13 protein-coding genes are annotated in these 11,724 nt (G+C 60.9%); 1 reads left to right on the top strand and 12 read right to left on the bottom strand.

Going from position 1 to position 11,724, the window contains the following annotated elements; translation table 11 throughout:
- Positions 1–14: 14 nt before the first annotated feature.
- From era to rpoE, 10 genes are all read right to left on the bottom strand, one after another.
- On the bottom strand, positions 15–926 hold the full coding sequence (gene era / locus R3E82_03415) for a GTPase Era (protein MEZ5549918.1): 912 nt from the start codon (positions 924–926) through the stop codon (positions 15–17).
- A gap of 37 nt (positions 927–963) precedes the next feature.
- A complete protein-coding gene (rnc, locus tag R3E82_03410) occupies positions 964–1,701 on the bottom strand; it encodes a ribonuclease III (protein ID MEZ5549917.1) in 738 nt (245 codons plus the stop codon).
- Complete coding sequence (locus R3E82_03405; protein MEZ5549916.1) at positions 1,655–2,032, bottom strand: DUF4845 domain-containing protein; 378 nt, start codon at positions 2,030–2,032, stop codon at positions 1,655–1,657. Before R3E82_03405 ends, rnc begins: the two co-directional genes overlap by 47 nt.
- 16 nt (positions 2,033–2,048) lie before the next feature.
- Complete coding sequence (gene lepB / locus R3E82_03400; protein MEZ5549915.1) at positions 2,049–2,879, bottom strand: signal peptidase I; 831 nt, start codon at positions 2,877–2,879, stop codon at positions 2,049–2,051.
- A 17-nt stretch (positions 2,880–2,896) separates the two neighbouring features.
- Positions 2,897–4,690 carry a translation elongation factor 4 gene (gene lepA / locus R3E82_03395; GenBank protein ID MEZ5549914.1) on the bottom strand — a complete coding sequence of 598 codons (1,794 nt, stop codon included), beginning with the start codon at positions 4,688–4,690 and terminating at the stop codon, positions 2,897–2,899.
- 175 nt (positions 4,691–4,865) lie between these two features.
- Entirely contained in the window at positions 4,866–6,287 is a 1,422-nt protein-coding gene (locus tag R3E82_03390; GenBank protein MEZ5549913.1) for a DegQ family serine endoprotease, read from the bottom strand.
- 4 nt (positions 6,288–6,291) lie between these two features.
- Positions 6,292–6,765: a SoxR reducing system RseC family protein gene (locus R3E82_03385; GenBank protein ID MEZ5549912.1), complete on the bottom strand. Its 474-nt coding sequence runs from the start codon at positions 6,763–6,765 to the stop codon at positions 6,292–6,294.
- Positions 6,765–7,820 (bottom strand): MucB/RseB C-terminal domain-containing protein, encoded by a 1,056-nt coding sequence (locus tag R3E82_03380; protein ID MEZ5549911.1) that lies wholly within the window; start codon positions 7,818–7,820, stop codon positions 6,765–6,767. The genes R3E82_03385 and R3E82_03380 overlap by 1 nt, the downstream gene beginning before the upstream one ends.
- Positions 7,817–8,392, bottom strand: a complete 576-nt coding sequence (locus R3E82_03375; GenBank protein ID MEZ5549910.1) for a sigma-E factor negative regulatory protein — start codon at positions 8,390–8,392, stop codon at positions 7,817–7,819. The genes R3E82_03380 and R3E82_03375 overlap by 4 nt, the downstream gene beginning before the upstream one ends.
- A 174-nt stretch (positions 8,393–8,566) precedes the next feature.
- Positions 8,567–9,166, bottom strand: coding sequence for an RNA polymerase sigma factor RpoE (rpoE, locus tag R3E82_03370; GenBank protein ID MEZ5549909.1), 600 nt, complete (start codon positions 9,164–9,166; stop codon positions 8,567–8,569).
- Positions 9,167–9,282: 116 nt separating this feature from the next.
- Here rpoE and nadB point away from each other — a divergent pair, with 116 nt between their 5' ends.
- Positions 9,283–10,902: an L-aspartate oxidase gene (gene nadB, locus R3E82_03365; protein MEZ5549908.1), complete on the top strand. Its 1,620-nt coding sequence runs from the start codon at positions 9,283–9,285 to the stop codon at positions 10,900–10,902.
- Between the two features lie 41 nt (positions 10,903–10,943).
- Here the strand turns inward: nadB and R3E82_03360 are convergent, their stop codons facing one another.
- A complete protein-coding gene (locus tag R3E82_03360) occupies positions 10,944–11,330 on the bottom strand; it encodes a hypothetical protein (GenBank protein MEZ5549907.1) in 387 nt (128 codons plus the stop codon).
- Between the two features lie 85 nt (positions 11,331–11,415).
- Complete coding sequence (locus R3E82_03355; GenBank protein MEZ5549906.1) at positions 11,416–11,703, bottom strand: succinate dehydrogenase assembly factor 2; 288 nt, start codon at positions 11,701–11,703, stop codon at positions 11,416–11,418.
- Positions 11,704–11,724: the final 21 nt, after the last annotated feature.

Below are 11,724 nucleotides of genomic sequence, written 5' to 3'. Positions count from 1 at the left end.
GTTCTGAAGCAATCCTAGTCATAGCCCAGGCGTCGCAGGGCGCTCGCACTGTTGGTCCAGCCCGGTCGTACCTTGATCCAGAGCCTCAGCATGACCCGCTTGTCGAGCAGCTGTTCAATATCGTGCCGTGCATCCTGGCCGACCTGTTTCAGCTTTTCACCCGATTTGCCGATGATGATCCGTTTCTGCCCGCTGCGTTCCACGTAGATGTCGGCGGAAATGTCCACCACATCTCCCCGATCTTCGAAAGCCTCGATCACCACGGCGGTGCGGTGCGGAATCTCGTCACCGAAACGTCGCATGAGTTTTTCCCGGATGATTTCCGAGACGATGAAGCGCTCACTCTGATCGGTCACCTGGTCCGGGGGAAACAGATGCGGATTCTCGGGGAGTCGGCCGAAAACTTCCCGGCGCAGCTCTGCGATGCCGATGCCCTTCAGGGCAGACACCGGCACGATGGCCTGAAAGACATCGAGTCCACCCAGCCGGTGGATGATGGGCAGCAGTAGCTCCTTGCGCTGCAGCTGATCCTGCTTGTTGATGATCGCGATCACAGGAGTCCCCGCCCTGCGAATATGCTCCAGCACCAGTTCGTCTTCTGCGAGCCAGCGATCCCGTTCGATGACCATCAGCACCAGATCCGCATCCACCAGAACCGAGGTCGCGCTGCGTACCATGTAACGGTTCATTTCCCGATCAGCATGATCGTGTATCCCGGGAGTGTCCACGTAAATGGCCTGATGAGGCCCTTCGGTATCGACCCCGAGCATCACATGCCTCGTGGTCTGGGGTTTACGGGAGGTGATCGCCACCTTCTGCTGCAGAAGATGGTTCAGCAGCGTCGACTTGCCGACATTGGGCCGCCCCACCAGCGCGACATAGCCGCAGAGTTGCGGCCCGGCGGCGGCAGCTGCCGCAGCCGCCACCTGAGCGGGCTCTGATCCTGCTGAGTCGTTACTGTTTTCAGACACGTTCATTCACCAGTTCGATCATCTGTGCAGCCGCCGCCTTCTCCGCGACGCGGCGGCTGCGACCTGCCCCGCGGGTTTCCAGTCCGAGAGAGTCCACCCGACAGGTCACCAGGATGACAGGATTCGGTTCCGAGTCATCCAGGGCAAGAATCTCATAAACGGGCAGCGGCATGGCGACTCCCTGGAGTATTTCCTGGAGCTGGGTTTTGGGGTCTTTCACGTCTTCGAGCGATCCCCGCCCGACGCCTTCGAGCCGGCTTTCGTAGAGATTCGCGATGACATTTCTGGCCGCATCCACACCGCCGTCCTGTTCCAGAGCACCGAATACCGCTTCCAGCGCGTTGGCGATAATCGACGTGCGCTGTCTGCCGCCGCTTCTGCGTTCGCCGGTACCAAGCCTGAGGAAGTCGCCCAGTTCCAGCTCCACAGCGATCTCGGCAAGCGTCTCCCGCCGCACCAGCTCCGCACGGATCATTGTCAGTGCATCTTCTGCCACATCCGTGCGGTTTTCGTGGAGGATCTGGGCGATCACGTAGCCGAGCACGGCGTCTCCGAGAAACTCGAGACGTTCGTTGTGATCTGCGCTGAAACTCTTGTGGGTGAGGGCCCGCTCCAGTATCTGGCGGGCCGAGAACCGGTAGCCAAGCCGCTTTTCGAGCTCGGCGAGATCCCGTCCGGAGCCGTTACTGATAGCGGTACTGCTCGTAGAAGGTGAGCACGACGTCGACATTGGCGATGAGATGTTCGCGCTGCTCGTACTCAATCGTCAGCAGCGTCCCTTCCTTGGATCGATCTATGACGATGATCTTCTTCAGATCGAAGTCTCTGAGACTGTTGACCTTGAAACGCTTGCGGAAGGACTCACGCATATCCTCGATGCTCATCGTGTGCATCTGCTCCGCCGGCATATCTTCGACTATGGTCTTCATCGTCTCAAAATCAAGATAGTGGGGCCCGAGTCGCAGGACGAGGGTCACTACTGTCACCAGCGCTCCGACACCGAGAAGCACGCCCATCGCCGATGCGCCACCCTGCCGCAGATACGCTTTCCGATTCGTCATACTCGACCTCCCTGGTTCAATCCAGCCAGCGGTTACGTTCGAATGTCGGCATGGTCAGGCCCGGATCTTTGTGCACCCAGATTGCAACGGCCTTGCCGACAATATTGCTCTCATGGGCAAAACCCCATTCGCGACTGTCCGCGCTCTTGCCCCGGTTGTCACCCATCATGAAATAGGAGTCTTCCGGAACCGTCCATTCGCCGGTCATCTCGTTCTTCGGATAACGATAGATCTGATGGGAGCGTCCATCAAATGTCTCCACATAGGAGCGGACGGGGATGGTCCCCAGGGCGTAACGTTCCTCGAACTCTTCCACGAACTCGTATGCGGCCCGTTCGCCGTTGATGAACAGGGCTTTGTTTTCGTAACGGATCACATCCCCGGGTACACCGATCACCCGCTTGATGAAGTAGCGGGGATCGTGTGGTGGGATGAACACCATGACATCGCCCCGCCGGGGCTCACCCACAGGGATGATCTTCGTGCCCAGCACCGGCAGTCGAATGCCATAGGCGTACTTGTTCACCAGCACAAAATCTCCGACCGCAAGCGTCGGCACCATGGATTCGGAAGGGATCTGATAAGGCTCTGCCAGGAAGCTGCGCAGCACCAGCACAAACAGCAGTACCGGGAAGAAGGATCGCGCGTATTCGACCAGCAGCGGCTCCGGGGGTTCGGCAGCCGCTTCCTTGCTGCTGTTCGTTTCGAAACCGGGCCGGTCGCCTTTCTGCCTCGCTCCTGCAACAGCCGCCATCCGTCGAGGCTTGAGAACCACCACGTCGAACAGCCAGATCGCGCCACAGATGAGCACCGCCCAGGTCAGCACGAAGGGCATATCGATATCCATCGCCTACCGGGCCTCCACTATCGTTCGACCCGCAATGCCGCCAGGAACGCTTCCTGGGGTATTTCCACGTTGCCGACCTGCTTCATCCGTTTCTTACCCGCTTTCTGCTTTTCAAGCAGCTTTTTCTTCCGGGTGACATCGCCACCGTAGCACTTCGCGGTGACGTTTTTGCGTAACGCCTTCACAGTCTGTCGCGCAATGATCTGACCGCCAATAGCTGCCTGAATGGCCACATCGAACATCTGCCGGGGTATCAGTTCCTTCATCTTTTCGGCCAGCTGCCGCCCCCGGGCCGCGGCCTGGTCGCGATGGACGATCATGGCAAGGGCGTCGACCTTTTCCCCGTTTATCAGAATATCGAGCTTCGCCAGCTTCGACTCCTCGAAACGGATAAAACTGTAGTCGAGGGAGGCAAAGCCCCGGCTGACGGATTTCAGGCGGTCGAAGAAATCGAGCACCACCTCGTTCATCGGCAGTTCCCAGTGCAGGGAAACCTGCCCGGAGGAGAACTGCATGTTTTTCTGCACACCGCGACGCTCGACACAGAGAGTGATCACATTCCCCACGTATTCCTGGGGCACGAGTATGTGCACGTCGGCGATCGGCTCGCGCATCTCCGCGAAATTGGCGGGCAGTCGGGAAGGATTGTCCACTTTCAGCAGGGTGCCGTCCGCGGCGACCACCTCGTAAACCACCGTAGGCGCGGAAGTGATCAGATTGAGGTCGTATTCCCGTTCCAGCCGCTCCTGAATGATCTCCATGTGCAGCATTCCGAGAAAGCCGCAGCGAAAGCCGAATCCGAGTGCGTCCGAGGTTTCCGGTTCGTAGAACAGCGACGCGTCATTGAGCGTGAGCTTTTCCAGCGCTTCCCGGAACGCTTCGAAATCTTCTGAGTTCACGGGGAACAGGCCGGCAAACACCTGGGGCTTGACCCGGGTAAAGCCGGGCAGCGCCTTCACTTCCGGATGCCTGGCCAGCACGATGGTGTCGCCTACCGGAGCGCCGCGGATCTCCTTGATACCGGCAACCACGAAACCCACTTCACCCGCTTCCAGTTGGGGCCTCGCCGTATGCTTGGGTGTGTAGCAGCCCACCTCGTCCACCACATGGGATTTCCCCAGCGACTTGATGACGATCTTGTCGCCTTTCGCAATCCGCCCCTGCACGACCCTTACCAGAGAGACAATACCCAGGTAGTTGTCGAACCAGGAGTCGATGATGAGGGCCTGCAGCGGTTCGTCCGGATTTCCGGAGGGTGGCGGAATGTCCCTGATCAGGCGCTCGAGCAGATCGGGCACATTGGCCCCCGTCTTGGCGCTGACGCAGAGAATGTCGGTGGTATCGAGCCCGATAATCTCTTCGATCTCCGCGGCGACCCGTTCCGGCTCGGCCTGGGGCAGGTCGATCTTGTTGAGTACCGGCAGCACTTCCAGGCCCTGCTCGATCGCCGTGTAGCAGTTCGCCACGGACTGCGCTTCCACTCCCTGAGCCGCATCGACAACGAGCAGCGCGCCTTCGCAGGCCGCCAGTGAGCGGGAGACTTCGTAGCTGAAGTCGACGTGACCCGGGGTGTCGATGAAATTGAGCTGATACGTGCGGCCGTTGAGAGCTTTGTAGTTCAGCGTGACGCTCTGCGCCTTGATGGTGATACCACGCTCCCGCTCCAGATCCATGGAGTCGAGAACCTGTTCGGCCATCTCCCGATCCTGCAATCCACCGCACAGCTGAATCAGTCGATCCGCGAGCGTGGATTTGCCGTGATCGATGTGGGCGATGATCGAGAAATTACGGATGCGGTCTGTGTCGGACACCAATGAGAACACCTAGATTGCACACGACGGCTTACCCGCCGCTACCCCGGGCTGGTACAGCCGGCGCCCGGGACATTCAACCGGCAGCCGGTCGGGGTACCCGAAAGGCGCGCGAGTGTAGCTTATCCGTTGATTTCAGGCGAATTCCGGCCAGGGAGATGCGGATCAGGCAACATCAGGGTACCCGCATTGCCAGGAAAATGGGCGACTGTCCCCGGACCACCAGCACGGCAACCGAACGGCCGGACGCCAGGCTGTCCGCGATCCTGAGAAAACTTTCGGTATCCAGAACCGGCCGGTTGTCCAGTTTGGTGACGACGTCTCCACTGCGGATACCGCTCTCGGCCGCCACGCCGTCCGCCTCGGTCACCCGTACACCCCCATCCAGGCCAAGCTGTTCGAGCTCATTTGCCGGAATGGCCTCTACCGTCAGGCCCAGCCGGGAAGATGCATCGCCATCGGGGACGCTGCGACCCAGATTGACCTCACCCCGATCCGCCAGCTCACCGATTTCGAGTTTGAGTTCGATCTCTTTGCCATCGCGCACAACCGAGAAGCGGGCATTGCTGCCGGGCCGGATACGGCCAACGTAATGGGGTAACTCCGAGGAGAAATCGATCGCCTGACCATTGATCGCGGTGATGATATCCCCTTCGAGTATGCCCCCGGATTCTGCCGGACTGCCTTCCAGCACCCTGGAAACGAGCGCCCCATGGGGACGTCTCAGGCCGAAGCTTTCCGCAAGATCCCGATTCACTTCCTGGATCACCACGCCCAGCCAGCCCCGGGCTACACGACCCGAATCGCGCAGCTGTCCGACCACCTCCATGGCAATGTCGATGGGAATCGCAAAGGACACGCCCATGAATCCGCCGGAGTTGGAGTAGATCTGGGAGTTGATGCCGATCACCTCCCCCTTCAGGTTGAACAGCGGGCCTCCCGAGTTACCTGGATTGATGGCGACATCCGTCTGAATGAAGGGCACGTAATTTTCGTTCTGCTCGGTGGGCAGACTGCGACCCTTGGCGCTGACGATGCCCGCAGTCACCGAGTAGTCGAAACCAAAGGGTGAGCCGATGGCCAGGACCCACTCGCCGACTTTCAGTGTGCTCGAGTTACCCAGCTTGACCCCTGGAAGATCGTCCGCATCGACTTTGAGCAGCGCCAGATCCGAGCGCGGATCGGAACCGATCAGTTCCGCAGTGAGTTCCCGACGGTCGCTGAAGCGCACCAGGACCTCGTCGGCTTCTTCCACGACGTGGTTGTTGGTGACGATGTAGCCGTCTTCAAGCACAAAACCGGAGCCTAAGGACTGGGGCCGCGAATAGGGTTGAGGACCACCCTGACCCGGCGGGAAGAAGCGGCGGAAGAATTCTTCCAGTTCTTCGTTGCGCGAACGAGGCCGACTCTGATCTGCCGACGGTGCATGGCGGATGCTGCTGATGTTCACCACGGCCGGTGCATTCTTCTCCACCAGTTCCGTGAAATCCGGCAGCTCGCGAGCCGCGGCCGGAAAGCTGGCGAGCCACAGCATGCCTGCGCCGATCAGCAGACCGATCAGCCGGCTGCCCTGGTCGAATCCTGCGGATCTGGTCATCGAATCAATCCTGCCTTGTTCCTTCATGTACTAACTCACTGGAACCGCGCCAGCGTTCGGTGACGGCGTACCCGCCGGGGAGACGCTTGCCGGAGTCCACAGCCGCCACCCTGACGGACAGGGATTGCCATCCGGCAAGCGCCAGTCTTCTTCCCGACCAGAGTGCGAGTAATCCGCCGATCATCACCGCAGCCACACTTGTCCCCAGGCTGGCTCCGCGCAGATCGAGAACAACGAGACCGGCCACGACCACCAGCCAGGGTCCGAACAGCGCGAGGCAATGCACGTTGAGGGACCGTGCGGACAGACCCAGCTGTACCCGCGTCCCGGGTTGCGCCCCCGGGTGCGCGTCCACGCAGAGGTCCGGCAGCGTGCGGGCACAACCCGAACTGCAGGTATCACAGGCCCGATCAATGCGCACTCGCAACACCTCGGGCGAGGTTTCCACCACCATACCGCTACGGTAAAGCTGACGCATCACTCGAAGCGAATGGACTGGGCGATGCGCTGTGCAGTGGCGGTCGGCAATTCACCCACCAGCGTCACAAGCTGATGACGGCTTTCCGGACCGCCGGCCAGATGAGTGACAGCCACCGTCGCCCCGCTGCGCGACACCATACTGGCCGCGCCGACCGGCGGCATCTCTTCGATAAAGACCGAAAATGCCGCCAGGCCATCGGAATACATCATGGTATTCACGGACTTCAGCTTGTCGTGGGTCATCCGCACATCCGCACTGGCCATCACGAATCCCTCCGGCACCCAGGCCGGTTGCCAGCGTGTCCGTTTCAGCTGTACGGGTGCCGCAGTCCCGGTAGCCAGAGTGAGATGGGAGACCACCGAACCTTCCCTCTGGGTAGGCAGCAGCGCGTCCGCCGCTACGGCATCTCCAAGCTGCAGTTCGTTGAACTGAAAGACCTCGAGCATCGCACCGTCCGCATCGATCAGTTCTGACTTCAGCAGCAGGCGGGTTTCCTGATCGAGCCACAGTCGATAACCGAACCGGTCCGAGTCATGGGGTGTGATGGCGAGCCGCACCGCCAGCCGGCCGGCCACTCTGTCTTCACCGAAAAACGCCAGGCTGTAGTGCTCGGAGATGGTGTCGTATTTCCGGACAAAGGCCCGGGCAAATGGACCCGAGGGAATATTACCTTCCAGGTCGAGCAGGTCGTCGCCAGGCATGAGAATGCAGGCCACGGTTTCACCCGTACGGACGATTTCTCTGGGTGCGCCGTTGAGATGGATCAGCCGCTCCCGCTGCTCACCATCTATGACCATATGCACGATACGCACACTGGTGAGGTCTGAACCGTTGAAGTAGCTGAAGATCCCGTCGTAACTGAGTTCGGTGAAGGCCCGGTTCATCGCCTGCAGCCAGGCTCGCGGATCCTCCGGATCCTGCGTGGCCGCCTGGACCGATGCGCTCAACAGGACGACCAGCAGTACGGCAACCCCCTGACAGGGCCCGCGTGGGGCGACGGCCGGCGTACGCCGACCAGTCAGCAACTGACCACAGATCACAGATAACATCATTGCCGCTGGTAGCTCACCATTTTGGCAAAGGCATCCGGACCCGGAGAGTTCATGCCCCGATACTGGGAATGTGCCACCTTGTAGGCCTCTGTTCGCATTTCATCGAGGGGCGTGGCCACTGCCTTCAGAACCACCGCCTGATTCACCGCCGCACGCACATCAGATACGCCGGCGGAGACGTCGGCCACTTCCGGAGGATCCTCTGCCAGATCCAGGTTCCCCACACCAATCGAGACAACGAAGGCCACGCCTGCCGCCACCGCGAGGGACAGCCAGCGTCCGGGTCGCCTGCTCGGGCTCGCTGCGGATCCAGCGGCGATCGCCTGCTCCGGTGCGGACGACTCCGACTCTGCAACACCTTCGATGGCCAGCTCCTGCCAGACCCGCTCGCGCAATCCGGCGGAGTTCGGGGCATATTCGCCTCTCAGAACAGTACCGATCATGTGGTAACGATCCCAGCTGGCCTTCAGCCCGGGATCCTTGGCGAGTTCATCCACGACCCGGCGCAGTTCAAATTCATCTGCCTCATCATCCACCACCGCCGACAGGCTTTCTCTCAATTTTTCCGACATGATCTGTTTACCTGAATCTCTTTACCTGAAGCTCTGTACCTGAAGCTCTGTACCTGGCTGTCTTTACCTGGATCGTTCTACCTGATTCTCTCTTACCCGATTCGCTTTTGACCTGACTCGCTTTACCAAAGGCCTCCAGCTGAACCTGGTGCAGGCCGGGCATCTGCCTGGCGCTCATGCCCGGCGCGTTCTCTTTGACCCACCGCTGAGCAATGGTTCGATCTGCTGATCGATATATTCCCTCGCCCGGAAGATCCGCGACCGCACGGTGCCCACCGGACACTCCATGACTTCGGCGATCTGCTCATAGCTCAGACCATCGAATTCCCGCAGAGTTACCGCGCTGCGCAGATCGTCGGGCAGATCGGAGATGGCCCGGTCGATGGCCGCTGAGAGTTCATCCCGGGCGAGGGCCGCCTCGGGACTTTCGGACTCCCGCAGAAAATCAGCGCCATCCATGTGTTGCGCATCATCGATATCCACGTCCACACCGGGGGGGCGCCGGCTTCGCGCTACGATGTGATTTTTCGCGGTGTTGATCGCAATCCGGTAAATCCAGGTGTAGAACGAACTTTCCCCGCGAAATCGCGGCAACGCGCGGAACGCCTTGATGAATGCCTCCTGGGCCACGTCTTCCACGTCTTCCGGGTCTCTCAGATAGCGCGAGACCAGATTCAGGATCTTGTGCTGATAACGGCTGAACAGAAGGTCGAAGGCTTGTTTGTCGCCTTTCTGAACTCTTCGGACAAGCTCTTTGTCAGTGTCTTTTGCCACGCCTCTTCGTCTGGACCCCGTTATTCCGGGTCCTGTGGTTGCGAGTGGGCGCTTATTCTGCCGACTGACGCCTGTTTATACTAGGGAGCCGGCCACCAGGAGATCCGTAAAGGCGCATGACTCAGAGATTCTCAACCGACGTTCTCGTCATCGGCGCCGGTGCCGCCGGTCTCAGCGCAGCGCTGCATCTCGCCGACCGGGCCCGGGTCACCGTGCTCTGCAAGGGGCCCTTCGACAATGCTTCCTCGCACTGGGCCCAGGGCGGGATCGCGGCGGTCATGGATCCTGCGGACAGCGTGGCGTCGCACCTCGAAGATACCCTGACCGCCGGGGCCGGCCTCTGCGATGAGGCGGTGGTCGCCATGATCGTCGAGCGGGCACCGGCTACCATCGCACAACTCGCCGAATGGGGAGTGCAGTTCGATTCCGAGGAGAATCACTATCATCTGACCCGGGAGGGCGGACACTCCTTCCGGCGCATCCTGCATGTGGCCGATGCAACCGGCCGGGCGCTCACGGAAACACTAACCCGGCGGGCTCTGGATCATCCCAACATCGACCTGCTCACCGATCGGGTCGCCATCGACCTCATCAATCTCAACAAGTTCGGTCGCCACCCCAACCGCTGTGCGGGCGCCTACGTGCTCAACCGCAGCACCGACCATGTAGAGGTATTCCAGTCGCGCAGCGTCGTGCTGGCGACGGGCGGAGCCAGCAAGGTTTATCTGTACACCAGTAACCCGGACAGCTCCACCGGCGACGGAATCGCCATGGCCTGGCGCGCGGGATGCCGCATCGCCAACATGGAGTTCAATCAGTTTCATCCCACCTGCCTGTTCCACCCCCACGCGAAATCCTTCCTGATTTCGGAGGCGGTACGCGGGGAAGGCGGCGTGTTGCGTCTGCCCGACGGTGAGCGCTTCATGCGGCGCTTCGATCGGCGCATGGAACTCGCACCCCGGGACATCGTGGCCCGGGCAATCGATCACGAGATGAAGCGCCTCGGACTGGATTGTGTGCACCTGGACATCTCCCACCGGCCGGCAGAGTTCATACGCGCGCACTTTCCCACCATCACCCAGCGCTGCCTCGAACTCGGCATCGACATCACCCGGGAGCCCATTCCGGTGGTACCGGCGGCGCACTACACCTGCGGTGGCGTACTGGTGGACCAGTCCGGTGCAACCGACGTACCCGGCCTCTATGCCATCGGAGAGGCGAGCTGCACCGGCCTGCACGGAGCAAATCGGCTCGCCAGCAATTCGCTGCTCGAGTGTCTGGTCTACGGTGAGGCAGCCGCACACCACATCCTCGAACACCTCGATGAGCCGCTACAGGAAGCGGCAGTACCCCAGTGGGACGAAAGCCAGGTCACCGACTCTGACGAAGACGTGATCATCGCCCACAACTGGGAAGAGCTGCGCCGATTCATGTGGGACTACGTGGGCATCGTGCGCACAGACAAACGCCTGCAGCGCGCCCAGCGGCGCATCGATCTCCTCAAGGCAGAGGTCCACGAATATTACAGTCACTATCGGGTCAGTAACGATCTGATCGAACTGCGCAATCTCATTCACGTGGCGGAACTGATCGTGCGCTCAGCGCTGTCACGCCAGGAGAGTCGCGGACTGCATTTCAATCTCGACCACCCGGAGAGCCAGCTCCGCACGGCAGATACCATTATTTTTCCAGGTTACACCGATCGCCTCGACGTGCTGCAACCACTGGCAGGCTGACTGTCAGCTACCGCCGAGAGAGCCCGCAACCCCCTTTCACCTCAGCGCTTCGCTTCGGCGCCGCGCTTCGGCGCCGCGCTCTTCAGCAGTGCACGCCGCAGCTGTGCCCAGGATGTGGCATCGAATTCATCACAGAAGAACTCCAGCCGCCGGCATCTCTGCCGGGGTGTCTGTATCGGATGGTGACCCGCACCGCTAATGCACGCACTCATTCCCGCACGGGTCTTCGAGAAAGCCACGGTCACACGCCAGGGGTCGACGCGTACCCACGCCACCTGATCCAGGTACAGGCTGACTCCGCCCCCGCCGCAGGCTTCAGCGGCAGCCAGAGCGTCCTCCAGGCGCACCTGAAGCCACAGAACCACCAGTCCGACCCCGCTGCTGCCGAACCAGTGCCAGCCGCCATACAGCGCCACACACGCGCTCATCAGGAACAGGCCGGTACGCAGGCGTCCGCTGCGCGGGTAGCAGATCAGCGGCGGTGGGGCCCTGGCTGTTGCGATGGGGACTGATTCAGGCGGCGGGCTGATCGCTCCGTGCCTGAGCCTGCCGCACTTCGGCCAGAAGATGAGAGAACTCGTTCGGCGCTGTTTCACGTTCCTGCAGCCAGTTGAAGATGTCCCAGTCTTCACAGTCCAGCAGCCTTTCAAACGCTTCCAGCAGACGCCCATCGACCACTGCCAGTCTGCTGGATACGAAGGGCTGCAGCAGCAGCTCCAGTTCCAGCATGCCGCGACGACTGCGCCAGCGCAGGCGATTGCGGCGCGCCTCCAGGGAATCAGGAGTTGGTTCGTCTGCCATGCCTCGACTGTAATTCGATTG

This window comes from Pseudomonadales bacterium, assembly GCA_041395945.1.
Lineage (GTDB): Bacteria > Pseudomonadota > Gammaproteobacteria > Pseudomonadales > Azotimanducaceae > SZUA-309.
This window is presented reverse-complemented; position numbering and strand designations above follow the sequence as displayed.